Here is a 25,677-nt window from a genome sequence, read left to right on the forward strand (position 1 = left end):
GATGGACAGCCGGGGCGGGCAGCGTCGTAACCCCTATGAACTGACCGATGAGTCGCCGGTGTACGTCATCTCCGTCGCGGCTCAGCTCTCCGGCCTGCATCCGCAGACCCTGCGGCAGTACGACCGGCTGGGTCTGGTCTCACCCGACCGGACGGCCGGGCGGGGCCGCCGCTACTCGGCCCGGGACATCGAGCTGCTCCGTACGGTGCAGCAGCTGTCCCAGAACGAGGGCATCAACCTCGCCGGCATCAAGCGCATCATCGAGCTGGAGAACCAGGTCGCCGCGCTCCAGCAGCGGGTCGCCGAGCTCCAGGGCGCCGTGGAGGGTGCGGCCAGCGCGATACGGCAGCGGGAGGCGGCGGTGCACGCGTCCTACCGCCGCGATCTGGTGCCGTACCAGGATGTGCAGCAGGCCAGCGCGCTGGTGGTGTGGCGGCCCAAGCGGCCCGAGTAACGGGCCGGGTGCCGTACGGCGCATCCGTGACACACGCGAGCAGGGCCGGGTGATCCCCGGCCCTGTTCGCGTTTTCCGGTCCGTGCCGATCTGTGGCCGGTCCCGGTCCGTGCGATGCCTTCCCGCGTCGCGCGGCGGTTGCGGCCCACCCGGCACACGGCGGCCCGCGCCGGTGGCGACGGTTGTTCTTGATCTTGATGCACTGTTGCCGGGCGGCAGCGGTGGCGAAGGCGCGTTCGGGTCGATTCACTCGCAGTAGGGGGTCGCTGAAGGTGATGTTGACGTCGCGCTTCAACCTTGAGTGGAGTAGGCTCAACTTATCGCACGGTGGTAAGTGCAGAGTCGGTGTGATGGCCGCGGCTGGCGGCGGAACGAGTACAGGACGAGTACGAGGAGGATCGCGAGGACGTGGACGCCGAGCTGACCAACAAGAGCCGGGAGGCGCTGAGCGCCGCCAATGAGCGGGCGATCACCGCCGGGAATGCGGATATGACGTCCGCGCATCTGCTGCTCGCGCTTCTGGCCGGGCGGGCCGAAGACAATGCGAACATCATGGACCTGCTGTCGGCCGTCGAGGCCGACGCCGCCGTGCTGCGCTCCGGCGCCGAGCGGCAGCTCGCGGGGCTGCCCAGCGTGCAGGGTTCCACCGTCGCGCCGCCGCAGCCGGACCGCGAGCTGCTCGCCGTCATCGCGGACGCCGCGCAGCGCGCCAAGGAGCTCGGCGACGCGTACATCTCCACCGAGCACCTCCTGATCGGCATCGCCGCGAAGGGCGGCAGGACCGGCGAGCTGCTGGCGCAGCAGGGGGCCACCGCCAAGAAGCTGCTGGCCGCCTTCGAGACGAGCCGGGGCGGGCAGCGGGTGACCACCGCGGACCCGGAGGGCACGTACAAGGCGCTGGAGAAGTTCGGTACGGACTTCACGGCGGCCGCCCGCGAGGGCAAGCTCGACCCGGTCATCGGCCGGGACCAGGAGATCCGCCGGGTGGTGCAGGTCCTGTCGCGGCGCACGAAGAACAACCCGGTGCTGATCGGCGAGCCGGGCGTCGGCAAGACCGCCGTCGTCGAGGGCCTCGCCCAGCGGATCGTCAAGGGCGATGTGCCCGAGTCGCTGCGCAACAAGCGCCTGGTCTCGCTGGACCTGGGCGCGATGGTCGCGGGCGCGAAGTACCGCGGTGAGTTCGAGGAGCGGCTGAAGACCGTCCTCGCCGAGATCAAGTCCAGCGACGGCCAGATCATCACCTTCATCGACGAGCTGCACACCGTCGTGGGCGCGGGCGCCGGCGGCGATTCCGCGATGGACGCCGGCAACATGCTCAAGCCGATGCTGGCCCGCGGTGAGCTGCGGATGGTCGGCGCGACGACGCTGGACGAGTACCGCGAGCGGATCGAGAAGGACGCGGCGCTGGAGCGGCGCTTCCAGCAGGTGCTGGTCGCCGAGCCGAGCGTGGAGGACACCGTCGCGATCCTGCGCGGCCTCAAGGGGCGCTACGAGGCGCACCACAAGGTGCAGATCGCGGACTCCGCGCTGGTCGCCGCCGCCACCCTCTCCGACCGTTACATCACCTCCCGCTTCCTCCCCGACAAGGCCATCGACCTGGTCGACGAGGCCGCCTCCCGGCTCCGGATGGAGATCGACTCGTCACCCGTCGAGATCGATGAGCTCCAGCGCGCCGTGGACCGGCTCAAGATGGAGGAACTGGCGCTCCGGAACGAGACCGACGCCGGCTCCGTCCAGCGGCTGGAGAAACTGCGCAAGGACCTCGCCGACAAGGAGGAGGAGCTGCGCGGCCTGACCGCCCGCTGGGAGAAGGAGAAGCAGGGCCTCAACCGCGTCGGTGAGCTCAAGGAGCGGCTCGACGATCTGCGCGGCCAGGCCGAGCGCGCGCAGCGCGACGGTGACTTCGACACCGCCTCCAAGCTGCTCTACGGCGAGATCCCGGGGCTGGAGCGGGAGCTCGCGGAGGCCGCCGAGGCGGAGGCCGAGCAGGAGGCGTCCAAGGAGTCGATGGTCAAGGAGGAGGTCGGCCCGGACGACATCGCGGACGTGGTCGGCTCCTGGACGGGTATCCCGGCCGGCCGGCTCCTCGAAGGCGAGACGCAGAAGCTGCTGCGCATGGAGGACGAGCTGGGCAAGCGGCTGATCGGCCAGACCGAGGCGGTACGGGCCGTGTCGGACGCCGTGCGGCGTACCCGCGCCGGTATCGCCGACCCGGACCGGCCCACCGGCTCGTTCCTCTTCCTCGGCCCGACGGGCGTCGGCAAGACCGAGCTGGCCAAGGCGCTCGCGGACTTCCTCTTCGACGACGAGCGGGCGATGGTCCGTATCGACATGAGCGAGTACGGCGAGAAGCACAGCGTCGCCCGGCTGGTCGGCGCGCCGCCCGGCTATGTCGGCTACGAGGAGGGCGGTCAGCTGACGGAGGCGGTCCGCCGCCGCCCGTACAGCGTCGTCCTGCTGGACGAGGTGGAGAAGGCGCACCACGAGGTCTTCGATGTGCTGCTCCAGGTCCTCGACGACGGCCGGCTCACCGACGGCCAGGGCCGCACGGTCGATTTTCGTAACGCCATCCTCATCCTCACCTCCAACCTCGGGTCCAACTTCCTGATGGACCCGCTGCTGAAGGAGGAGCAGAAGCGGGAGAAGGTGCTGGAGACCGTACGGGCCTCCTTCCGTCCGGAGTTCCTCAACCGGCTGGACGACCTGGTGGTCTTCCACCCGCTCGGCACGGACCAGCTCCAGCGGATCGCGCAGATCCAGATCGACCACCTCCAGCGCCGGCTCGCCGACCGCCGGCTCACCCTGGACGTCACCGACGGCGCCCTGACCTGGCTCGCCTGGCTCGGCCAGGAACCGGCCCCGGGTGCCGCCGCGACGTCCCTGCCGGACCTGTCCTACGGCGCCCGCCCGCTGCGCCGCCTGGTCCAGACGGCCATCGGCGACCAGCTCGCCCGCGCCATCCTCTCGGGCGAGGTGCAGGACGGCGACACGGTACGGGTGGAGGTGGCGGGGGATCACCTGTCGGTGCGGCCGGTGCGCTGACCGCGCACGCCGGAAGCCGTGCGGTTGGGCCCGCCGGAAACTGTGCGGCCGGGCCCGCGGTCCTGGTGGGCGGCGGGCCCGGCCCCGTTCCCGTCCGGCCGCTTCCGCGACCCGTCCGGTGGGGTGGGGCAGCTCACCCAACGGATGGAGCGCCGACCCCAGCCGGGACCGGGCTTGCCAGGATGGGGCGGAGATGGTGGAGGATGGCGCAGACCATACGAAGGGAATTCCACGGTGAGCATCGACCCGTCCTCGATTCCGAATTTCGGGGGCCAGCCCGAACCGCAGCCGTCGGGGCCTGAGGGTCCCGTCGTGCCCGACCAGGACCTGGTGAAGCAGCTCCTCGACCAGATGGAGCTGAAGTACGTAGTCGACGAGGAGGGTGACCTCGCTGCCCCGTGGGAGCAGTTCCGTACGTACTTCATGTTCCGTGGCGAGGAAGAGCAGCAGATCTTCTCCGTCCGTACGTTCTACGACCGCGCCCACGGCATCGACGACAAGGTCAAGCTGCTGGAGGCGATCGACGACTGGAACCGCCGGACGCTGTGGCCCAAGGCGTACACCCACACCCACGACGACGGCACCGTCCGTCTGATCGGTGAGGCATCGATGCTGATCGGCACCGGTGTCGCCCTTGAGCACTTCGTGTCGAGCACGGTCAGCTGGGTTCGCGCCTCGATCGAATTCGACAAGTGGATCGTCGAGCAGCTGGGCCTGGAGTCCGAGCTCGAAGGCGACTCCGACAAGAAGCCGGACGACGACGAGGACTGAGTCCCGACGGCACGGATCCCGGCTGCGCGGGCCCCTGGAGCGATCGGCTCCGGGGGCCCGCGTGCTGTACGGGGGATGGGCCGGGACAGCGCGTGCCACTTATTTCCGGCCGATCGAGGCCAGGAACTTCTCCTGTTCGTCGAGATAGCCCGGGGTGAAGAGCGAGCGCGGCGCGGCGATGGCGAGGAACGTGCTCTTGAGCTCCGAGTCCTCGATGTCCTTGGGGACGATGTTGTGGGTCGAGTCCTCGTAGCGCTTCACCGTGAGCTGCCCCGGCGCGGTGAGCAGCTTCCGGTACCCGGCCTCGGTGTCGTCGCTGTCGACGTGGATGTCACGCCCGCCGAGGAACAGCAGTACCGGCACCTTGACCTCGGCCAGGTCGGCACTCACGTCCGACAGGTAGTTCCGGCGGTTGAAGGCCCAGCGGTCCGGTGTGAGGCCGGTGACATCGCCGCCCTTGGCCTTGTACTCCTCGTACGTCTCACTGCTGCGCAGGGCGTTCAGGTTCTTGTCGCTCTCGGCGACCGCCTTCTTGATCTCGTCCGCCGAGGCGTTCCGGTCCCGGAGCGTGGCGACCAGGTCGTAGCGGCCCTGCTCGAGCCAGTTCATGGCGGGCGCGACGCCGATGACGAAGCGCACGTCGGACGATTGCCGGGCGGCCTTGGGCATGACCCAGCCGGCCTGGCTGGCGCCCCACAGACCGATCCGCTCGGGGTCGATGCCGGGCTGGGTCTTGGCCCAGGCGATCGCCGCCACCGTCTCGTCGGCCCGGTCCTGGATGCTCTGGTCCAGCCAGTTGCCGGGCGCGCCGTTGATGCCCGGCTTGTCCCAGGACAGGGTCGCGTAACCGGCCTTGGCCATCGCCTCCCAGATCGGCCGGTAGAAGGTGTCGTGGGTGGCGTTCTGCGGCCCGTCCCCGTGCACGAACACGACCAGTCCGTGCGGACCCTTCCCCCCGGCCGGGCGGGCGAGGACCCCGTTCAGCGGCTGCTTACCGCCCGTGATCTTCACCTGCTCCTCCTTGATGTCGTACTCGTTCTGGTAGACCACCCAGCCGCCGGCGCCGACCAGCAGCACCACCACGGTGAGCAGCGAACCCCAGATCCATCTACGCCTTCGCATCTATCCAACCTCAATCGCTCGTATTAAAAACGTTCGTATTTTATTTGAGCATACTATGGAGGCGGGCGCGCCCGAGGTGTCGGACGGGCGCTGGTGGCGGCGGTGGTCCGGGTCCGAGGGGGAGGCGAAGTGCGGGCGCGGTGGTGACGGCGGCACCACATACGACGGCCCGCCGCCCGTGGGGGCGGCGGGCCGTGGGGGACGGGCCGGAGCGGTATCCGTCAGAGGCGCTGGAGGCGGGTGACGGCCTCCTGGAGCACCTTCTCCTGCTTGCAGAAGGCGAAGCGGACGAACGGTGCGCCCTGGTCCTGGTGGTCGTAGAAGACGGCGTTGGGGATGGCGACGACGCCCGCGCGCTCGGGGAGGGTGCGGCAGAAGGCGAAGCCGTCGTCGAAGCCGAGGGGGCGGATGTCGGTGGTGATGAAGTAGGTGCCGGAGGGGCGGAAGACCTGGAAACCGGCGTCGGTGAGGCCGGTGGCGAGGATGTCGCGTTTGGCGCGCAGGTCGTCGCGGAGGCCGGTGTAGTAGCTGTCGGGGAGGGCGAGCGCTTCGGCGACGGCGTACTGGAAGGGGCCGGCGGAGACATAGGTGAGGAACTGCTTGGCGGAGCGGACGGCGCCGACCAGCTCCGGGGTGGCGGTGACCCAGCCGACCTTCCAGCCGGTGAAGGAGAAGGTCTTGCCGGCCGAGCCGATGGTGACGGTCCGCTCGCGCATCCCCGGGAAGGAGGCGAGCGGGAGGTGCTCGCCCTCGAACACGAGGTGCTCATAGACCTCGTCGGTGATCACGAGCAGCTCGCGCTCGCAGGCGAGGCGGGCGACCTCGGCCAGTGCGTCGCGGGTCAGGACGGTGCCGGTGGGGTTGTGGGGCGTGTTGAGGAGGATGAGGCGGGTGCGGTCGGTGACGGCGTCCCGTAGTTCGTCCAGGTCGAGGGCGTACGAGCCGCTTTCGGGGTCCGGGCGCAGGGTGACCGGGACGCGGGTGCCGCCGGCCATCGCGATGCAGGCGGCGTACGAGTCGTAGTACGGCTCCAGGGCGATGACCTCGTCGCCGGGCTCCAGCAGCGCGAGCAGTGAGGCGGCGATGGCCTCGGTGGCGCCCGCGGTGACCAGGACCTCGGTGTCGGGGTCGTAGGAGAGGCCGAGGTGGCCGTAGAAGCGCTCCTGGTGGGCGGCGACGGCGGTGCGCAGTTCGGGGATTCCGGGGCCCGGCGGGTACTGATTGCCGCGGCCGTCGCGCAAGGCGCGCACCGCCGCCTCCCGGACCTCCTCCGGCCCGTCGGTGTCGGGGAACCCCTGTCCGAGGTTGATGGCGCCGGTCCGTACGGCGAGTGCCGACATTTCGGCAAAGATCGTCGTTCCGAACTCGGCGAGGCGGCGGTTGAGCAGCGGTCGGTCCATGCGCGCCATCCTGCGCCGAACCTCTGGAGTTCCTCAACTGTGCTTCACGGATGGGCAACTGCGCCGAAACCCAAGTCGCCAATTCTGAGCAGGGGAAGAGCCGTCGTCACTTGTCGTTGTTGGTCGTTGTTGGGCGCCCTTCCACGGCCCACAGACGGCCCGGTAAAGGCCCGGAGAGCTATCCAGCATCGGCCCGCTGTCGTGCCGGCTGGCGGTTCTTCCTCTTGCGGCGGAAACTTTTTGGATTTGCCCGGCTCACCCGGCTCACCCGGCTCAACCCCAGGTCAGGGGCATGATCACGAGTGTGGGTTGCCCGGCTCATGCCCGGCTCATGCCCGGCTCAGCCCGGCTCAACACAGGGCCGGACGCCGCCGGCCGGGCCCAGCCCCTCCCGGCCGCGGGCGCCCCAAGGGATGTCGCCCGAAGGGCGTCCTTCTTGCCTTTGTCCGGTCGCTTGTCGCGACGGACTTGTTCAGTACCCGCTGCCGAACGAGTCCGGCCGTGCCTGGCTTCCTGCCTCAGTGACACCCGCCTGGCCTGCTAGCAACAGTCCGCCGCCTCCGAGGCCCCGGTTCGGCGCAGAGCTGGGGTCTTGGAGCGGGCGCTGCTAGACGCTAGGCCGCTGGTCAGGCACGGTATGGGGTGCTAGCGGGGGTGCTAGACCTAGCACCCAGCCCCGCTAGGTCTAGCACCCCCGCTGTCGTGCCGGCTGGCGGTTCTTCCTCTTGCGGCGGAAACTTTTTGGATTTGCCCGGCTCACCCGGCTCACCCGGCTCAACCCCAGGTCAGGGGCATGATCACGAGTGTGGGTTGCCCGGCTCATGCCCGGCTCAGCCCGGCTCAACACAGGGCCGGACGCCGCCGGCCGGGCCCAGCCCCTCCCGGCCGCGGGCGCCCCAAGGGATGTCGCCCGAAGGGCGTCCTTCTTGCCCTTGTCTTGTCGCTCTGTCGCGCCGGACTTCGTCCGGCGTCCACTGCCGAACGAAGTCCGGCCGTGTCTGGCAGCCGGGATGCCCGCAGCTGACTCTCCGTGGCAGGGAGGGAGATCGTGTCCCTTGGTGTGGTGTAAGCGATCAGCTGGTGGGCGTGTTGGTGGTGTTGGGTAGTGCGGGGGCGCTTTCGGGGCGCTCGGTGGGGTAGATCTGGTCCATGCTTCCCTCGGGCAGGTAGCGTCGGGGGAAGGCGATCCATTCGTCGTGCAGTTCGAAGAGCACGGCGGTGACCAGCCGCAGGAGGGCGGCGTCGTTGGGGAAGACCTGGACGACGTCGGTGCGGCGTTTGACCTCGCGGTTGAGCCGCTCCAGCGGGTTGGTCGACTGGATCTTCTTCCAGTGCCGGTCCGGGAAGACCGCGAAGGCGGTCAGGTCGTCCTTCGCCTCGATCAGCATCGCTTTGACCTTGGGGAACTGTGTGCCGAGCATGTCGGCGACGGTGTCGAGCTGGGTGCGCACGAGGTCGGCGGCGGGCTGGGCGAAAATCGTGCGGATCGTCGCGGCGACCATCTCCGCCGCGTCCTTGTTGATCACGCCGAAGACGTTGCGCAGGAAGTGAACGCGGCAGCGCTGGTAGGCGGCTCCGAGCATGACCTTGCGGATGGCCTTGACCAGGCCGCTGTGGTGGTCGCCGATCACGAGCCGGACGCCGGCCAGTCCGCGTTCGCGCAGGTGACGCAGGAACTCGCTCCAGAACACCTCGGTCTCGCTGTCGCCGACCATCACGCCCAGTACCTCGCGGCCGCCGTCCTCGGTGATGCCGGTGGCGATGACCACGGCCCGGGAGACGATCTGGTGCTCGACCCTTGCCTTGCAGTAGGTCGCGTCCAGGTACATGTACGGGAACCGGACATGGTCCAGGGGACGGGTGCGGAACGCGGTCAGCTGGCCGTCCAGGTCCTGGCAGATCCGCGAGACCTCGCTCTTGGAGATCCCGGTGTCCGCGCCGAGGGCCTTGACCAGGTCGTCGACCGAGCGGGTGGACACGCCGTGGACGTATGCCTCCATGATCACGGCGTACAGGGCCTGGTCGATCCGGCGCCGCCGCTCCAGCAGTACGGGGAAGAAGCTCCCCGACCGCAGCTTGGGGATCGCCAGGTCCAGGTCCCCGGCCTGCGTGGTCAGCGTCTTGTCCCGGTGGCCGCTGCGATAGGCGGTGCGTGTTTCGGTGTGCTCGTTCCACTCCGCACCGATCTTCGCGGTGGCCTCGGCCTCGATGAGTTCTTGGAGCATCCGCTCGGCCACCGACCGGACGAGTTCGAGCCCGTCCGCTGAGCGTAGTGACTCCAGTAGTCGGAGTAGGTCATGCTGGGACAGGGCCACCCTGCACCTCCCGCGTTGAACTGGCAGTTCACTTCGGAGAGTTGCACGGTGGCCCGCTCCACAGGCAGGGAGCGCAACCCACACAAGCACGCGCCCCGGCGCACACCCTCACCCTGATCGGCTGCACCAACCGGCGGGACACCATCGGGAGGGAGGCGGGGCACCCTTCCGAGGCCCGGTTTTCAGGCCCTTCCGGGGGTGTGGCGGGGGGCCTCCCTTGCCTCCCTCGGTGGGTGTATGCGCTGATCAGGCTGGGGAGGTGGGGGTGAGGGAGGCGGTGAGGGAGAACTCCCTCCCTCCCTGACCGCCTCCCCCTACTGAGCGTGAAAACGGGCCGCCCTGCGACGCCCTGGTAGCCAGTGCAGGTCGGTGCGAGTTCGACGCAGAGCAATGGGGAGGGGTCTGGGGAGGCCCAGAAATCCTGGGGAGTCCTCCCCAACCGCCTCCCCAACCCGCCTCCCCAGCATTGACCTGCAACAACACCCCTGATGGGGAGCCTGGGGAGGCTGGGGAGGCACCCGCCAGAGACCCGGGATACCCCGCGAAATCACGCGGATGCGACCCTCCCCCCGCCTCCCTCCCCGCACGCACCGTCACCGGCACGGTCGGCACGTGCGACCGCGTCAACGCACACACCAACCAGCACAGAGGACGCCCTTCGGGCGGCGTTCTTCGGCGCCCGCGGCCGGGAGGGGCTGGGCCCGGCCGGCGGCGTCCGGCCCTGTGTTGAGCCGGGCTGAGCCGGGCGTGAGCCGGGCATGAGCCGGGCAACCCACACTCGTGATCATGCCCCTGACCTGGGGTTGAGCCGGGTGAGCCGGGTGAGCCGGGCAAATCCAAAAAGTTCCTGCCACATGAGCGATACCCGGGGCCGCCGCGTGCGAGACGCCACCGAGAGCGACGCAGGGTAGTCGCAGACTGATGGAGGCGGGTGGTGGAGGCAGCGGAACCTGATGGAGAACTCCATCAGAAGGTCCACCACCCGCCTCCACCACCCCTCACCTGCGGATACGCCGCCTTGATGGACCTGGTGGACCTGATGGAGGCGCCCCTCCAACGGGGTCCCACAAGCCCGGTTTAGAGAGAAGGACGCCCTTCGGGCGACATCCCTTGGGGCGCCCGCGGCCGGGAGGGGCTGGGCCCGGCCGGCGGTGTCCAGCCCTGTGTTGAGCCGGGCTGAGCCGGGCGTGAGCCGGGCAACCCACACTCGTGATCATGCCCCTGACCTGGGGTTGAGCCGGGTGAGCCGGGTGAGCCGGGCAAATCCAAAAAGTTTCCGCCGCTAGAGAGAGTCATGAGGGGCGACCTCCCTCGGCGCGGGGAGACGGGGAGAAACTCCCGTCACCGCGCCGGGAGAACCAGTTCGGGGGCCGGTGATGCGTCCACGAAACCGTGCTTGATTGCCTGCGCGGGACGCTGAGCGAGCCAGCCTGACACCCGCGGGCCTCCGTTGACCGCGCCCCCCTCACGGACGGTGCGGACGTGCTGGAATCCCTGCCGAAGGTAGTAACGCTGAAGGGCGCTGTTCGTCGTCCAGGCATCCAATCGCAACCACTCGGCGCCGGCTGAGAACGCCCGGTCTGCCGCCCAGTCCAGCAGTTGGCCTCCCAAGTTCCGGCCGGCATGCGTGCGCGCCACCGTGAGCTTGTTGACGAATAGGGAAGCCTCGCGCAGCTCTTCGTCCGACCAGAGTCCTTCTTCGGCATCGGGCGTGAGAGTGATGGTCGCGGCGGTCGTATGCCCGTCACGGACCATGAAGACGGTTCCGCCCTCTATGGCCGCGAGCAGACGGCCCGCAGGATATGGACGACTCCACTGGTCAGTGCCGAGGTTGGTCAACCACGCTGCTGCCTCTTCGCGGAAGGCGAGCAGCTTGGGGAGGTCGCCCGGCACAGCAGAGATGATCCTCACGACGGTTCACCCTCACTCCGGGCGGACAGGTCGCCAATCTCGTAGTTCATCCGGTTCAGGTCGCCGCGGAAGGTCGTGACAGTGCACCGTACTGGCCGTTCGTTGGAATAGCCGGTGCGCGTCCAGAGCAGCACCGGCACTCCCGCGCCGACCTCAAGAAGCCGGGCTTCTTCAGGGGTCGGCATCCGGGTTGCGATCTCGTCGAAGTAGCCGCTCTGTTCGATGCCGAGGCTGGCTAGGTATCGCGTTGTTCCCTCCTTGATGTCGCCGGGCTCAGTCAGCCTCGGTCCCTTCTCCACGAGCCACTCTGGGTAGTGCGTGGCTTGGGTGGACCAGGGCACGTCGTCCACGAACCGATGGCAGAAGCGCAGGATGGCGGTCGAACCTGCCTCAACTCTCAGCCGCTCGGCGATGTACGCAGGTGCAGGTGTCAGCTCCACCCGAAACGTCTGATGCGGCCGTCGCCCGGCGTTCGCCACATCAGTGTTGTACGCATCGCCGTTTTGCGGGAAGTCCAGGTTCTCGAATCGAGATGCGTTCAGTTCGAAGACTTCGTGTTTGCGCACCTCGTACCCGAGACCCTGACTCGATGAGATCAGCCCCTCGCTGACCAGCAGATTCAGTCCCGACCGGACAGTGTTCCGTGAGGCGTCGAAGCGCGCTGAGAGCTCGCTCTCCGAGGGGAGCCGCGCCCCGGGGGGATAGGTGCCGTCGTCGATCTCTCGTCGCAGGAGGTCGGCCACCTGCCGGTACTTCGGCTGCTTGTTCATGCCCCCATCATGACGCACTCGCGCAACTTGTTGGTACATGTGGCGTCGAAGTGCTTGACGCCTCACCGTCCGTGGGTGCAGCATCACTGCATCAACTTGTTCCCACAAGTTGAGCAGGTGGCACATCCCTTCCAGGTTTGCCACCTGTCGCACGGGAGGTCCGGCTGAAGCCGGCAGCCTCCGGATCTGAACATGCCGCGGGAGCGGCTCCCTACCGCCAAGCAGATAGCCGCTCCCACACCCACACAAAGGGGCAACCCCATAATGCATCAGGACCTCAAGTCGCTGCGTGTCAAGAACATTGCAGCCGCTCTCGGAGTGAGCGACGAGACCGTCTACAGGGAGGTGGCCAGCGGCCGTCTGCCCTCCTACCGGGTCGGTACGGGCCGGGGCACCATCCGCGTCACCCGCCGGGCGTTCCGTGAGTACCTCGTGGCGCAGGGCATCCCCGCCGGTGAGCTGGGGGTGGCGCTGTGACTGCTACCCGGAATGCGCGTCTGCGGGCCGCGCTGCTGGACGCGAACATGACTCACGAGGAGCTGGCCGGGCGGCTGGGTGTGGATCCGAAGTCGGTGGAGCGGTGGGTCAACACTGCCGGCCGCACGCCCTACCCGCGCCACGCCCACGCCGCCGCGAAAGCCCTGCGTGCGGACGTGTTCTACCTGTGGCCCCAGATGGAGGCACGCACCGCGGCCAAGGCCGCGCCGCGTGATGAGGTGGTGGCCTGCTACGCCAGCCGCGGAGCGGTACCGGTGCCGCTGTGGCGGGAGACCCTTGCCCGCGCTGAGGAGTCCATCGATATCAGCGTCAGCTGCGGGCTGTTCCTGCTGGACGCGGTGGCCGACCTGGTGCCACTGCTGGCGGAGCGAGCCACGGCCGGGGCCCGGGTGCGGATCGCGCTGCCGGACCCGGCGAGCTTCACGAGTCCTGCGCTGGCCGCGCGGGCGGTGCTGGCCCAGGAGTCGTTCGCCCCGCTGCTGTCGGTGCCCGGCGTGCGGCTGGCCACCCATGACGGCGTGACCAACGAGGTCGTGCGCGGCGACGACGACCTGTTGGCGACCGCCCGGGTGGACGGCTGCCCCCCGGCTGCCTCCCCCGTGCTGCACCTGCGGCGCCTGGGTGACGCCCCGCTGGCGGGCATCTACCTGACCGGTCTGGAGCACGTCTTCGACGCCGCTGTTCCCCAGCGTGCGCCGCGCCAGACGGCCGCCTCCACCCGTGGGCTGGCGGTGGCCCGGTGACTGTCGTCGTTCCTGAGCGCCGGTGGATGGCTCCGGCCGACTCCGCGCAGGTGAAGGTGTCCGTGTCGTTCGAGGGTGAGGCGCCGGCGCGGCCGGGTCGTCAGCCGCGTCCGCAGCCGCTGCGGGCGCCGGACACCCCGCTGGGCCGGGCGCGTCTGGCCCGGGGATGGTCCCGTGGGCGCACGGTGCGGGTGCTGATGGCGCTGGCGGAGCGGTGGGGCTGGCAGGTCGCCACGGAGAACTCGCTGAAGGTGCTGCTGCACCGCTGGGAGCACCAGGAGGGGCGTCCCAGCGAGTCGTACCGGGTGTTGCTGTGCGCGATCTTCCAGGCGACGCCCGAAACGCTGGGCTTCACCGCCCCGCAGGTGATGACGAAGACCGCGCTCAGCGCGCGGGTGGAGTCGCTGGAGTCGATGGTCATGCAGTTGACGGCCGCGCTCTCCCGGACGTTGGGAGCTCCCGCGTGAGCGCACCACGTCTGAATGCACCCCGGCGGCGGGCGCGTAAGTTCCAGCTCGCCGCCCGCGATGGCAAGCGGTGCTACTACTGCCACCGCCCGTTCCGCAGCCTGCGGGCAGCGACCTTGGACCACATCGTTCCCCTCAGCCTTCTTCGCACCTGGTCGCGCTCCGCGCTGGTGCTCGCCTGCTACCCCTGCAACCACACCAAGGCCGATCGACTGCCCCTCTCGATCGCCCTGCTGCTGTCCGCCTCGATCGAGTCGGACAGCCCGACCGATCGACCCGGGCCCGTCCTCGACTGGCCGCTGCTGGCGCGTCTCGCGCACGCCCGTCAGTCGGCCGATCAGTCGGCCGATCAGTCGGCCGACCGGTCGGCCGACTGCGGGCCGGAACGGTCTATGCCTGACCTGCCCATACACCCCATCCGATCGACGCCCGTCACCGCGCACGGCTGCGGCCCCTCGACGGGGAAGGAATCGACCCCGCCCCCACACCGACCGGTCCTCGTTCACCCCCGCCCGTCGGTGCGGGTCGCGAACCAGCTGCCCCCGACTCCGGCGGGCGTCAACTCGACTTCGACGCCCGCCGATCGAGAGCGCGCCGGGCGCGGATCGGCGGTGCCGGCATGAGTCGATACCTGGACGACCCCACCGCGCTGTGGGCCGAAGCGAAGATCTCCTACCTCGCGGGTGACTTCCCCGCCTACGGCAGCTCCCAGTGGCGCGACCTGCCGCCGGAGAGTCCGCAGCGGCTGGCGGCGGTCCTGGAGGCGGCCGAGCTGTGGCGGCGCCACGTCGCCGAACAGGCCCGCCTCGATGACCTGCTGGAGACCGACCCCGGCCTGTGGTGGCAGGAAGCCACCCAGGACGCCGACGAAGAAGCCCGGCGCACGCTGCGGCGCCTGCGGCTGTCCAGTTTTCTGGACGCCCGCGAGCGCGCCGAGCTGCGGCGGCCCCTGCCCCCGCACCAGCTGCGGGTCACCCCCGGATGGCCGCCGGTCGCCATCCCCGGCCGCCCCGGCTGGTGGCGCCACTGCCGCGACGGCCGTCAGATCGATCTCCCCTACCGCGACACCGCCCCGAAGGAGGCAGCAGCATGAGCGACGCCACCAACGACGAGCAGGTGCCCCCGCCCAGCCACCCGATGGCCGTCGCCCGGCACCTGGCCCCGCACTGGCAGACCGACGGCGTCCTGACGCTGCGGCGCTGGCGCGCCACCTGGATGCGCTGGGAGGACTCCTCCTGGCGCGAGATGGACGACGAGGAGATCCGCGCCTGGCTCTACAAGCACCTGGAGCACGCGACCTACCAGTTCACTACCCCCAAGGGGGAGGTGGAGGAACGGGACTGGGCGCCGACCATCCCCAAGATTGCCAACCTCACCCAGGCCATCCACGCTGTCACCCACCTCTCCCCCCGCGTGGACCCGCCGGCCTGGATTGACGATGACGGCGCCACGGGGCAGGACGACGGCCCGATGGTGGCATGCACCAACGGCCTTCTGAGGGTGGCCGATCGGACGTTGCTGGACTTGACCCCGCAGTTCTTCAACCTGGTGTCCGTACCGTTCGACTACGACCCGGGCGCCACCGCCCCCACCTGGACGGCGTTCCTGGAGAAGGTCTGGCCGGACGACCGGGAAGCGGTCGAGGCTCTCCAGGAGTGGTTCGGTTACGTCCTGTCCGGGCGGACCGACCAGCAGAAGATTCTCCTCATCATCGGCCCGACCCGGTCCGGCAAGGGCACCATCGCCCGGGTCCTGTCCACGCTGGTGGGCGCGGGGAACATGGCCGGGCCCACGCTCGCCAGCATGGCCACGAACTTCGGCCTCTCCCCGCTGCTGGGCAAGTCCCTGGGAGTCGTCTCCGACGCCCGCCTCGACGGACGTGACGGCCACAAGGTCGTGGAGCGGCTGCTGACCATCAGCGGGGAAGACCCGATCGACATCGACCGGAAGTTCAAGCAGCCCTGGACCGGCAAGCTCCCCACCCGGCTGATGATCCTGTCCAACGTGCTGCCGAACTTCGGCGACAGCAGCGGAGTGATCGCCAACCGGTTCGTGGTGCTGCGCATGGACATCTCCTGGCTCGGCAAGGAAGACCCCACCCTCTCCGAGCGGCTCGTCGCCGAGATGCCCGGCATCCTCAACTGGGCCCTGGACGGCCTTGACCGGCTCCAGCGCGCCGGCCGCCTGACGCAGCCCGCCACGTCCCGGGAAGCGATCACGACCATGCAAGACACCGCCTCCCCCACCTCGGCATTCCTGCGGGAGCTGTGCGAGACGGGCCCGGAGTGCACCGTGACCGTGGACACGCTCTGGGCGGCCTGGAAGGAATGGGCCGAGGACAGCGGCGTCCCCGCCGGGTCGAAGGCCATCTTCGGGCGCGACCTGCTCTCGGTGGTACCGCAGCTGCGCCGCAGCAAGCCCCGCGGCCCCGACGGCCGCCAGGTCCCCACCTACACGGGAATCGCGCTCGCCCCTGACGCCACCACGCCCAGCAGGCTGCCAGCGGCCGGGTACGGCAACTCCCTCAACCGCGCCGGGCAACCCAACCCGCCCTGCGCCGCTTGCGGGGAGCCGTTCTACCCGATCGAGCCAGGCCAGACCACACACCCCACATGCGAACCCACCCCCGCACGAAGGCCGGGCCAGGCGCGCGCCTGACGCAGCCGGAGCACCTCCGGGCCGGGCCGCACACCAGCGGCCCGGACACGTCACCACCGCCCGGCGCAGCGCCTCTGCTGGACGGCACCGGCACGACCCCGACACCACCAGGGACCAGGAGTCACCCGCCATGCCCAAGCGCCTCACCGCCCCGGCCGACGATCCACGCGCCACCCTCCGCGCCGGACTGCCCGACCGCTACCTCACCCCCGAAGACCTCGCAGCACTCCTCTCCGTGCCGATCGAGACCGTCTACGGCTGGCGCAAGAAGCGCACCGGCCCAGCCGGCTTCCGCGTCGGCCGGCACGTCCGCTACGACCCCGCCGCCGTCCGCGACTGGATCGACCAGCAGACCTCCGCCGAAGCGGCCTGACCAAGACCGGCCGCACACACGCAGGTAGACCCCACCCCCTCTACCCGGGACCTCCAAGGGGTCTACCCGGCCCCTTCCGGTAAAGGGGGGCCTCTACCCCGGTAGAGGCCCCTGGTAGAGGGGCCTGACCTGCGAAGTAGAGGGGGTAGAGGGGGCACCGGCCCTCGACCCGAACCCCCACCGACCAGGCCCGTAGCAAGTAGCGGGCCCGGCACCGCACTGCCCAAAACCAGCCGGACGGGCCCCTCGTGGCCTTCCCGCGCCCTGCTACCGAGAAGGGAGTCAGCCCCTCATGGCTGGCCACATCCAAGACCGCTGGTACAAGACCGAAACCGACGCCAACGGCAAGGCCCACCGCGTCAAGACCGACCGCCACGGCACCGGCAAGCGCTACCGCGCCCGCTACATCGGCCCCGACGGCGCCGAGAAGTCCAAGTCGTTCCCCGACGGACAGAAGCGCCTCGCTGAGAAGTGGCTGAGCGCCATTGAGACGGATATGACGCGCGGCCAGTACACCGACCCCAAGTCCGTTCGGGTCACGCTCCGGCAGTACGCCGAGAAGTGGTTGGACAACAAGACCTCTAGTCCGATGGCCCGGAAGGAACTCGGCCGGCGCCTGCGGCTGCACGTCTACCCGGTGCTTGGCTCCCGGCCGGTCGGGACATTCCGGCCCGAGCACATCAGGGAGCTTCTCGCCGTGTTGGAGGCAAAGCCCGGGGTGAGCGCCTCCTATGCCCGGAACATCTTTGCCGACGTTCAGTCGGTTCTCTCTGCTGCTGTCGACGACTCGCTGCTGTCACGCAACCCCTGCGGCGCGCGGACCGTCCGGCGACCCAAGCCCGACGCGCACCCCGTAGTCCCATGGGTGCCCGCCCAAGTGTTCGCCGTTCGAGCGGCCCTTCTGGAGCGGTATCAGGCGATGGTCGATGTCGGTGCTGGGTGCGGCCTGCGTCAGGGCGAGGTGTTCGGGTTGGCTGAGGACTCCATCGACATCGACGGGCGCACGCTCCATGTCGTCCGGCAGATCAAACATGTGGAAGGACACCCGGTGTTCGATCTCCCGAAGGGCGGCAAGAAGCGGGACGCTCCGTTGCCCGACTCCGTGGCGGGAGCCTTCCGAGTGCACATGGACGCCTACAAGCCCGTGGAGATCACATTGCCGTGGCGCGTGCCGGAGGGTCCGAAGGTATCTGCTCGGCTGATCTTCACGGCGGAGCAAGGGGGCATCGTGTGGAGGAGCAACTTCAACGGCAAGGAGTGGAAGCCTGCTCTCGCGGTCGCGGGCCTCATCCCGGAAGCGGACCAGGACGGCAAGTATGAGTCGGCGCGTGAGCACGGAATGCACGCTCTGAGGCACTTCTACGCTTCCGCCTTGCTGGACGCGGGCGAGAACATCAAAGCTGTCAGCGAGTACATGGGACACGCCGACCCGGCGCTGACGCTGCGGGTGTACGCCCACCTGATGCCCGACAGCCGAGAGCGCGCCCGCCGTGCCATCGACGACGTGTTTCAGGGTCCCCCTGGGGAGGAGCACGGCCCACAGACGGCCCGGTGAAGTCCGATCGGCCCCTGAAATGCCCGTCTGGGCAGGTCAGGGGCCGATTCCGTGCTTGAACCCTCAGAAGTTCCTCAACTGTGCTTTGAGATCCGCGGGGCGAGGGCATCACCCGGCAAGAACGGCGCGGCGGCCGTTCGCACGGTGACGGTTCGCGCGACGGCGGTGCCGGGCGGCGCAGGACGGTACCGGGCGGCGGGCGGGCGCGGACAGAGCGGATGCCTCGCTTCGGGGGACGGGAAAAGGGGTGTGGGGCAGATGGGCATTGCGGTTTTCCTGGTGATCTTCGTGGTGGTCGTGGGCCTGGTGGCGGTGGCCGCGCGCGGCGGTATCGGGCGGCGGCGCCGGGGCGCCGGTGCGCGGCGGGGGTCCGGGGCCGGTGTGCGGCGCGGGAGCGTTACCGCGCGGCGCGGGTCCAGGCCGGGTTCCGGGTCCGGGTCGGGTTCCGGGGACTCGGGTGGCGGCGGCAGCTGGTGGGCGGGGGATTCCGGGTCGGGCGGCGGCCACCACGGCGGGCATCACGGCGGTGGCCATTCCTGCGGTGGCGGCCACTCCTCCTGCGGCGGCGGGGGCTGCGGCGGCGGGTCCTGACCCGCACACATGCGGATGGCCCATGGCGGTCCGCATATGCGCCGGGCGGTGGGCGGGGCGGTATCAACACCCTTGCGATACTTGGCCGTTGAACAACTGAGCTGCATTGCCCTCCGGGGGATGGAAACCCGGCGAAGATGGGTAAAAACGCTGTGGGCGATGTGCCTTTCGTGGTTCCCTCTTCCTTGAGAATCCCCCAGTTCTCGGACCCCCATGTGGGCACGAGCCGGCAGGCAGTCGTACATTCCTGATCCTTCTCGGGCGGGCCGTCCCACCATCCCTTGCATGCTTGTGGAGCCGACCCATGCTCACGACTCTCGAAACGGCCTACACCGATACCCGTTCCTCCGACCTCGCCTGGGCGCTGGGCAGGGAACCCCTGCCCGCCCTGGCTGTACTGGATCTTCAACTCGACGATGCGCGGGTGCAGTTGAGGCTTCTCGGGGCCTCGCATCAGGTGCTTCTGGAAGAGGAGCGCGGCAGCTGTTCCGAGACGGTCGCCTGTATGCCGGGGAGCAGTACTCCGCTCCCCTTGGGCGTGGCCAAGCAGTTCGGCGACTGGGAGTACGAGTTCGCCGCGCATGTGGAGACCCTGTCGCGGGGCTCGTTCGCCGGGCGTGCGCAGGAGTTGCTCGCGCTGGTCGCCGAGCATCCGCACGGCCTCGCGGGGACGTTCCCCGGCTCGCCGCACGCGTTCACCGCGATGCTGGCGCAGCGCCGGCAGGGCCAGGTGCGCTGGCGGACCTGGCACGCCTACCCGCAGGAGGGCCGGCTGGTCGCCACGCGTACCCGCGTGGGCGTACGGGCGCCGGTCGCGGCGAGGTAGCCCCGGTCCGGGCCGGGTGGGCCGGATGTGCGCCCGGCCCGCCCTGTGCGGCCGTGGGGGCGCGCTGCTGTCGTGGGCGCTCGGGGGCGTGCGCCCTGGGCGGTGCGGAGGTGCTCCGCGTGGTGCGGAGGTGCTCCGTGCGGTGCGCGGGGGCGTAGCCGGACAGCCGCCCCGTGTACCGGTGCCGGTTCCGGCTGTCCGGCGTGGGGCGCAGACTGCACTCCTGTGGGTGACGAAGAGGCACGGAATCGTCACGTAGCGTGCATTTCATGATCGATCCGCCAGAGTCCGCTGTCACCGGTGTCCTCGGGCCGTCGGAGGCCACGGCGCCGGTGCGGCTGCCCGTGCCCGCCGGGCTCGGGCGGCTGCTCGTCCTCGTTGTCGTCTTCGTCTGCGCCGCCTGCGGTCTGGTCTACGAACTCGAACTGGTCGCGCTGGCCAGCTATCTGGTCGGTGACTCCGTCACCCAGGCGTCGGTCGTGCTGTCCGTCATGGTCTTCGGGATGGGCGTCGGTGCGCTGCTGGCCAAGCGGCTGCGCTGCCGGGCGGCGGTCGGCTTCGGCGCGGTCGAGGCGGCCCTCGCGCTGGTCGGCGGCAGCTCCGCGATGGCGCTCTACGCCTGTTTCGCCTGGTTCGGCCAGTCCCGCTCCGCACTCGTCGCGTTCTCCCTGGCCATCGGCGTGCTCGTCGGCGCCGAGGTGCCGCTGCTGATGACGCTGATCCAGCGGGTCCGCAGACAGGACCCGGGCGGCGCGGTCGCCGACCTCTTCGCCGCGGACTATGTCGGCGCGCTCGTCGGCGGTCTGGCCTTCCCGTTCCTGCTGCTGCCCGGCTTCGGCCAGTTGACCGGCGCGCTGGTCACCGGAGCGGTCAACGCGGTGGCCGGTGGCGCGCTGGTGCTGTGGCTGTTCCGGGAGGATCTGACCGGCCGGGCGCGCTGGGCGCTGCTCGCCGTCAATGCGCTGGTGCTCGCCCTGCTCGGGGCGGGGGTGATGCTGGCGACGCCCTTCGAACGGGCCGCCCGGCAGGCGGTGTACGGCTCCGCGGCGCGGGTCGCGGTACAGACCGGCGTCCAGGAGGTGGTGCTGACCGGCGGCACGGGCGGCGGTGCCGGTGCGGGGCGGGCGAGGAAAGGTTCCGGCCGGCCGCTGGCGCTCTATCTGGACGGCCGGCTGCGGGTCAGCGCGGACAACGAGTTCCGCTACCACGAAGCGCTGGTGCATCCGGCGATGGCGGGCGGTCCGCACGGCCGGACGCTGGTCCTCGGCGGCGGCGACGGACTGGCGGTGCGCGAACTCCTGCGCTATCGCACGGTCCGCTCGGTGACCGTCGTCGAACTCGACGCGGGGCTGCTGGCGCTGGCGCGTACGGACCCCGGTCTGTCCTCCCTCAACCGCCGTTCGCTGAGCGATCCGCGGGTACGGGTGGTGACGGCCGACGCCTTCGACTGGCTGCGGCAGCGGGTCGCGCCCGCCCAGGGGCGCCGGCCGCGACCGTACGACGTGATCGTCTCCGATCTGCCCGACCCCGGCATCAGCGCGAGCACCAAGCTCTACTCGCAGGAGTTCTACGGTCTCGCGCTGCGGGCGCTGGCCGACGACGGGCGGCTGGTGGTGCATGCCGGGCCGCCGGGCGCGCGGCCGCGGTCCTACTGGACGGTGGACGCGACCATCCGGGCGGTGGGCCTGTCGACCGTCCCGTACCGCATCGACGGCGGGTGTCCGGAGTTCGCCGGGGGCCCGGACCGTGCTGCCGATCCGGCCCCCAGGTCCGCTCGGCCGGGTGCGGCCGCGGTGCCGGCGGCGGGCGCGCTGCGGTACTGGGGTTTTCTGCTGGCCGCGCGCCATCCGCCGCGGCTGGACGTGGCGCCGGACGCGCCCGCGCCGGCGGCCGTCAGCCGCGAGACGCTGCGGGCCGGCCGGTACGCGGTCGCCCGCGGCCGGATCCCCGGTCTGCCGCCGTCCACCCTGATGCATCCGCGCTATCAGCCGTGAGGCATGGCGGACCGGGCCGGGGTGCCGGGGTGTTGCGGCGGGGGCACGAAGGGCCGGTGTGCAGAAAGTCGCGCGGGGGCGGGCACGGGTCCGGGGAGTGCTGGGTAGGCTCCCATGTCATGGAGCACGAGGTGTACGTTCCGTTTCCCGTCCGGACGGTGCGGCAGGCGCTGACCGAGCCGGAGCGCGTGGCGCGCTGTGTCCCGGGAGTCCAGCTCGACGCCGACGCCGCCCCGGGACAGCCCAAGGGCCGCCTGCGGCTGCGTATCGGCGGCTCCACGATCACTTATCGCGGCACCCTGACCGTCGCCCCCGGTGCGGACGCGGGTACCGGCGGCGGCGCGGACGGGGTGCGTGCCGAGGCGCACGGTGCGGAGGTGCGTGGCGACGGGACGGCGGCGCTGACGCTGACCGTACGGCTGTCCCCGGCCGCCGGCCCCGACCTCGGTGCCGGCCCGGGTACGACGCTGGCCTGTTCCGGCACGGTCCGCAGCGCCGGCCGGCTCGCCGAGGTCACCGCCCAGTCGGCCGCGACCGCGGGGCGCCGCCTGCTGGACCGCTTCGCGGAGAACCTCGCCGCGGACCTGGCGGAGCGCCCGGTGGGCGGGGCGGGGGAGCCGGCGGCGGACACCGACGCGGGGGACGTGAGCGAGGCGGACGGGTCCGGCGGGGCCGGTGCCGACGAGGCGGACGGGCGAGGGGCGTTCGACGCCGAGGTGCCGCCGCCCGCGCTCGGTCCGCTCGCCGACGCGGACGGTGCGGACGACGGCTACGACAGCGACGCGGACGATTCCGTGCCCGCCGAGGCCGCGCACGCGCGGCGCACGATGATCGGGCGCAGCGCGGAGGAGGTCGACCACGCCCCGCCGCGCGGGCGGTACTCCCCGGTACCCGCGCCCGAGGCGAACGGGACCTCGGTGGCGCTGCGCTGGGCGGCGCCGGCCGCCGCGGTGGTGCTGGCCTCCGCCGTGGTCGTCGGCCGGGTGCTGCGCCGCCGCCGGTGAGCCCGCTGCCGTCGGCCCGCCGCGGCTGAGCCCGGCGGTGTACGGGGGTTCGCGGGGGGTGTACGGGCGGGGCCGGATGCGTGCGCCGGGTGGCCGGTGCGCGGCCCGCGGTGACCCGCGTCCACCACGGGCCCGCGTCCGGCGGTGCGGGTGGCGGCGCACCGTTAGGGTCGGTTCCGTGAGAACCGACAACACCACGCAGAGCGCGTCGCAGACGCCGGCGGACGGCGTGCGGCTGGCCGCCGGAGACGCCGAACTGACCGTCCATCCGGACAACGGCTGCCGCATCGGAAGTCTCCGCGTCGGCGGCACGGAACTGCTGCGGCAGGGTGCCCAGTACGGCTGCTTCCCGATGGTTCCGTGGTGCGGCCGGATCGCGCTCGGGCGGTTCCGCAACGGCGGTGAGCTGCACCAGATGCCCGTCAACGCCGCACCGCACGCCATTCACGGCACCGGCCGCAACCTTCGCTGGCGGACGGCCCGTTCGAGCGCCACCGCGGCCGCCTTCACCTACGATCTCGCCGACCCGGCGGCCCCCTGGCCGTACCCGGGGATGGTGACCCAGCTGGTCGAACTCGCCGAGGACGGCCGTTCGCTCACCCTCACCATGGGCGTCGAGGCGGCCCAGGACTCCTTCCCGGCGCAGGCGGGCTGGCATCCCTGGTTCGTACGGAACCTCGATACGGCGGAGAACGGGGACGACAGCGGTGCGCAGGTGCGCCTCGACTTCGCCGCGGAGTGGCAGGAGGAGCGCGGCGAGGACCACCTGCCGACCGGCCGGCGGATCCCGCCGCGGCCGGGGCCCTGGGACGACTGCTTCGGGATGCCGCAGGGTGTGGACGTCACGGTGACGTGGCCGGGGCGGCTGGAGCTGAAGGTGACCAGCCGCGCCGAGTGGGTGGTGATCTACGACGAGCAGGAGGCGGCGGTCTGCGTCGAACCGCAGTCGGGCCCGCCGAACGGCCTCAACACGCTGCCGCGCCTGGTCACCCCCATCGACCCGCTGGAGATCTCCACGACCTGGAGCTGGCGGACCCTGACCTGAGTGCGCGGCCGCGCCCATGGCGCAGCCGGTGCCGCAGGAGGGCACCGGCCGCGGCCCCGGCTGGGCCCCTGCCCCGTCCCCGGGCTGCCCTAAGCTCGTCCGTATGAGCGAGGACGTACGCGGCGCGCTGCTGCAACAGATCAAGGACAAGGCCGTGGTGCACGGCAAGGTGACGCTTTCCTCCGGTATGGAGGCCGATTACTACATCGACCTGCGCCGGATCACGCTGGACGGAGAGTCGGCGCCGCTGGTCGGGCAGCTGATGCTGGACATCACCGCCGACCTGGACTACGACGCGGTCGGCGGGCTGACGCTCGGCGCCGACCCGGTCGCCACCGCGATGCTGCACGCCTCCGCCGCGCGCGGAAAGCGGCTGGACGCGTTCGTCGTGCGCAAGGAGCAGAAGAAGCACGGTATGCAGCGCCGTATCGAGGGGCCGGACATCAAGGGCCGCCGGGTGCTGGTGGTCGAGGACACCTCCACCACCGGTGGCTCGCCGCTGACCGCCGTCACGGCGGCACGTGAGGCGGGCGCCGAGGTCGTCGCGGTCGCGACGATCATCGACCGGGGCGCCGCGTCGGCCATCGCCGACGCCGGTCTGCCCTACATCACCGGCTACCAGCTCGGTGATCTCGGCCTGGGCTGAGCGCGGCCAGGAGCGGTCCCGGGCACGGCCGGTAGCGGCGGAGAAGTCGTGACTTAGGTCCCGGACCTTTTTGCCGACCGCTCTGACCAGCGGCTTTCTCAAGGGGCGGTCGGTTTCACGTGAAACCGACCGCCCCTTGAGTGTGCCCGCCGTATGGGGGATGTGGAGCAATCGGGTAAGTCTGGGAAGATGAGGACGGCGATGTCGTCGCCCCCTGGTCAGGGCCAAGAACGCACACTCCCGCACATCACAAGGAGCGGACAGATGCCCATCGCAACTCCCGAGGTCTACAACCAGATGCTGGACCGGGCGAAGGCAGGCAAGTTCGCCTACCCGGCCATCAACGTGACCTCGTCGCAGACCCTGCACGCGGCGCTGCGCGGTTTCGCCGAGGCCGAGAGCGACGGCATCATCCAGATCTCCACCGGTGGTGCGGAGTTCCTGGGCGGCCAGTACAACAAGGACATGGTGACCGGCGCCGTGGCGCTCGCCGAGTTCGCGCACATCGTGGCCGCCAAGTACGACATCACCGTCGCGCTGCACACCGACCACTGCCCCAAGGACAAGCTCGACGGCTACGTCCGTCCGCTGATCGACATCTCCGCGCAGCGCGTCGCCAAGGGCATCAACCCGCTCTTCCAGTCCCACATGTGGGACGGTTCGGCCGAGACCCTCGCGGACAACCTGGCCATCGGCCAGGAGCTGCTCGCCAAGGCCGCCGCCGCCAAGATCATCCTTGAGGTCGAGATCACCCCGACCGGTGGCGAGGAAGACGGCGTCACCCACGAGATCAACGACGAGCTCTACACCACGGTGGACGACGCGCTGCGCACCGCCGAGGCGCTGGGCCTGGGCGAGAAGGGCCGTTACCTGCTCGCCGCCTCCTTCGGCAATGTGCACGGCGTCTACAAGCCGGGCAACGTCGTGCTCCGCCCCGAGCTGCTGAAGGACCTCCAGGAGGGTGTCGGCGCCAAGTACGGCAAGGCGTCCCCGTTCGACTTCGTCTTCCACGGCGGTTCCGGTTCCAGCGAGCAGGAGATCGCCACCGCGCTGGAGAACGGCGTGGTCAAGATGAACCTGGACACCGACACCCAGTACGCCTTCACCCGCCCGGTCGTGGACCACATGTTCCGCAACTACGACGGTGTGCTGAAGGTCGACGGCGAGGTCGGCTCCAAGAAGACCTACGACCCGCGCACCTGGGGCAAGGCCGCCGAGGGCGGGATGGCCAAGCGCGTGACCGAGGCGTGCGCCAACCTGCGCTCCACGGGCACCCGTCTCAAGTAGCCACCGGCACCTCCGGGCGGCAGCACCGCCCGGCGCCGGTGCACCGCGGTTCACCGAGGGCTCCGCATCCGTCCAGGATGCGGAGCCCTTCCGCGTGTGAAGTCAGGACCTGCGACCCTGTGGCCCGCCGCGGGGCCGAGGGAGCGTATGCCCGTGGGACAAGCTGAGGAGAACACCGTGGGACGGGCTGTGGACAGCGACGCGC

22 protein-coding genes are annotated in these 25,677 nt (G+C 70.5%); 17 read left to right on the plus strand and 5 right to left on the minus strand.

Annotation, left to right across the window (positions count from 1 at the left end; all coding sequences use genetic code 11):
- The first annotated feature begins 1 nt into the window (after position 1).
- The 3 genes from ACLJWH_RS21960 to ACLJWH_RS21970 all read left to right on the plus strand — a co-directional run bounded on the left by ACLJWH_RS21960 (position 2) and on the right by ACLJWH_RS21970 (position 4,267).
- Complete coding sequence (locus tag ACLJWH_RS21960) at positions 2-454, plus strand: heat shock protein transcriptional repressor HspR (RefSeq protein ID WP_411143444.1); 453 nt, start codon at positions 2-4, stop codon at positions 452-454.
- A gap of 408 nt (positions 455-862) precedes the next feature.
- The gene (clpB, locus tag ACLJWH_RS21965) at positions 863-3,496 is read left to right on the plus strand and encodes an ATP-dependent chaperone ClpB (protein WP_411143445.1); all 2,634 of its coding nucleotides are present in this window, start codon (positions 863-865) and stop codon (positions 3,494-3,496) included.
- A 234-nt stretch (positions 3,497-3,730) separates the two neighbouring features.
- A complete protein-coding gene (locus tag ACLJWH_RS21970) occupies positions 3,731-4,267 on the plus strand; it encodes a YbjN domain-containing protein (RefSeq protein WP_052858429.1) in 537 nt (178 codons plus the stop codon).
- A gap of 99 nt (positions 4,268-4,366) precedes the next feature.
- On the opposite strand, the gene ACLJWH_RS21975 is transcribed toward ACLJWH_RS21970, so the two are convergent.
- The 5 genes from ACLJWH_RS21975 to ACLJWH_RS21995 all read right to left on the minus strand — a co-directional run bounded on the left by ACLJWH_RS21975 (position 4,367) and on the right by ACLJWH_RS21995 (position 11,785).
- Positions 4,367-5,389, minus strand: coding sequence for an alpha/beta hydrolase family protein (locus tag ACLJWH_RS21975; RefSeq protein ID WP_411143446.1), 1,023 nt, complete (start codon positions 5,387-5,389; stop codon positions 4,367-4,369).
- Between the two features lie 221 nt (positions 5,390-5,610).
- Positions 5,611-6,789 (minus strand): pyridoxal phosphate-dependent aminotransferase, encoded by a 1,179-nt coding sequence (locus ACLJWH_RS21980; RefSeq protein ID WP_411143447.1) that lies wholly within the window; start codon positions 6,787-6,789, stop codon positions 5,611-5,613.
- A gap of 1,073 nt (positions 6,790-7,862) precedes the next feature.
- Complete coding sequence (locus ACLJWH_RS21985; RefSeq protein WP_411143448.1) at positions 7,863-9,104, minus strand: IS256 family transposase; 1,242 nt, start codon at positions 9,102-9,104, stop codon at positions 7,863-7,865.
- A gap of 1,341 nt (positions 9,105-10,445) precedes the next feature.
- A complete protein-coding gene (locus ACLJWH_RS21990) occupies positions 10,446-11,015 on the minus strand; it encodes a GNAT family N-acetyltransferase (protein WP_411143449.1) in 570 nt (189 codons plus the stop codon).
- On the minus strand, positions 11,012-11,785 hold the full coding sequence (locus tag ACLJWH_RS21995; protein WP_411143450.1) for a GntR family transcriptional regulator: 774 nt from the start codon (positions 11,783-11,785) through the stop codon (positions 11,012-11,014). The genes ACLJWH_RS21990 and ACLJWH_RS21995 overlap by 4 nt, the downstream gene beginning before the upstream one ends.
- Before the next feature lie 264 nt (positions 11,786-12,049).
- On the opposite strand from ACLJWH_RS21995, the gene ACLJWH_RS22000 reads away from it, so the two are divergent.
- From ACLJWH_RS22000 to fbaA, 14 genes are all read left to right on the plus strand, one after another.
- Positions 12,050-12,262 carry a helix-turn-helix domain-containing protein gene (locus ACLJWH_RS22000; protein ID WP_411143451.1) on the plus strand — a complete coding sequence of 71 codons (213 nt, stop codon included), beginning with the start codon at positions 12,050-12,052 and terminating at the stop codon, positions 12,260-12,262.
- Positions 12,259-13,026 carry an XRE family transcriptional regulator gene (locus tag ACLJWH_RS22005; protein WP_411143452.1) on the plus strand — a complete coding sequence of 256 codons (768 nt, stop codon included), beginning with the start codon at positions 12,259-12,261 and terminating at the stop codon, positions 13,024-13,026. The genes ACLJWH_RS22000 and ACLJWH_RS22005 overlap by 4 nt, the downstream gene beginning before the upstream one ends.
- A 26-nt stretch (positions 13,027-13,052) precedes the next feature.
- Positions 13,053-13,493, plus strand: coding sequence for an XRE family transcriptional regulator (locus tag ACLJWH_RS22010; RefSeq protein WP_411143453.1), 441 nt, complete (start codon positions 13,053-13,055; stop codon positions 13,491-13,493).
- Positions 13,490-14,116, plus strand: coding sequence for an HNH endonuclease (locus ACLJWH_RS22015; RefSeq protein WP_411143454.1), 627 nt, complete (start codon positions 13,490-13,492; stop codon positions 14,114-14,116). The genes ACLJWH_RS22010 and ACLJWH_RS22015 overlap by 4 nt, the downstream gene beginning before the upstream one ends.
- Positions 14,113-14,586 carry a hypothetical protein gene (locus ACLJWH_RS22020; protein WP_411143455.1) on the plus strand — a complete coding sequence of 158 codons (474 nt, stop codon included), beginning with the start codon at positions 14,113-14,115 and terminating at the stop codon, positions 14,584-14,586. The genes ACLJWH_RS22015 and ACLJWH_RS22020 overlap by 4 nt, the downstream gene beginning before the upstream one ends.
- Positions 14,583-16,151, plus strand: a complete 1,569-nt coding sequence (locus ACLJWH_RS22025) for a phage/plasmid primase, P4 family (protein WP_411143456.1) — start codon at positions 14,583-14,585, stop codon at positions 16,149-16,151. Before ACLJWH_RS22020 ends, ACLJWH_RS22025 begins: the two co-directional genes overlap by 4 nt.
- 130 nt (positions 16,152-16,281) lie before the next feature.
- Positions 16,282-16,524, plus strand: coding sequence for a helix-turn-helix transcriptional regulator (locus tag ACLJWH_RS22030; protein ID WP_411143457.1), 243 nt, complete (start codon positions 16,282-16,284; stop codon positions 16,522-16,524).
- A gap of 292 nt (positions 16,525-16,816) precedes the next feature.
- Positions 16,817-18,079, plus strand: coding sequence for a tyrosine-type recombinase/integrase (locus ACLJWH_RS22035; RefSeq protein WP_411143458.1), 1,263 nt, complete (start codon positions 16,817-16,819; stop codon positions 18,077-18,079).
- 895 nt (positions 18,080-18,974) lie between these two features.
- Positions 18,975-19,496, plus strand: coding sequence for a DUF2617 family protein (locus tag ACLJWH_RS22040; protein ID WP_411143459.1), 522 nt, complete (start codon positions 18,975-18,977; stop codon positions 19,494-19,496).
- 269 nt (positions 19,497-19,765) lie between these two features.
- Entirely contained in the window at positions 19,766-21,490 is a 1,725-nt protein-coding gene (locus tag ACLJWH_RS22045; RefSeq protein WP_411143460.1) for a polyamine aminopropyltransferase, read from the plus strand.
- Positions 21,491-21,609: 119 nt separating this feature from the next.
- On the plus strand, positions 21,610-22,494 hold the full coding sequence (locus ACLJWH_RS22050; protein ID WP_411143461.1) for a carbon monoxide dehydrogenase subunit G: 885 nt from the start codon (positions 21,610-21,612) through the stop codon (positions 22,492-22,494).
- 178 nt (positions 22,495-22,672) lie between these two features.
- Positions 22,673-23,539, plus strand: a complete 867-nt coding sequence (locus ACLJWH_RS22055; protein ID WP_411143462.1) for an aldose 1-epimerase — start codon at positions 22,673-22,675, stop codon at positions 23,537-23,539.
- A gap of 103 nt (positions 23,540-23,642) precedes the next feature.
- Positions 23,643-24,185 (plus strand): orotate phosphoribosyltransferase, encoded by a 543-nt coding sequence (gene pyrE / locus ACLJWH_RS22060; RefSeq protein WP_411143463.1) that lies wholly within the window; start codon positions 23,643-23,645, stop codon positions 24,183-24,185.
- A gap of 264 nt (positions 24,186-24,449) precedes the next feature.
- A complete protein-coding gene (gene fbaA, locus ACLJWH_RS22065) occupies positions 24,450-25,472 on the plus strand; it encodes a class II fructose-bisphosphate aldolase (RefSeq protein WP_411143464.1) in 1,023 nt (340 codons plus the stop codon).
- Positions 25,473-25,677: the final 205 nt, after the last annotated feature.

The organism is Streptomyces sp. x-80, from assembly GCF_046549095.1.
GTDB classification, from domain to species: Bacteria; Actinomycetota; Actinomycetes; order Streptomycetales; family Streptomycetaceae; genus Streptomyces; species Streptomyces celluloflavus.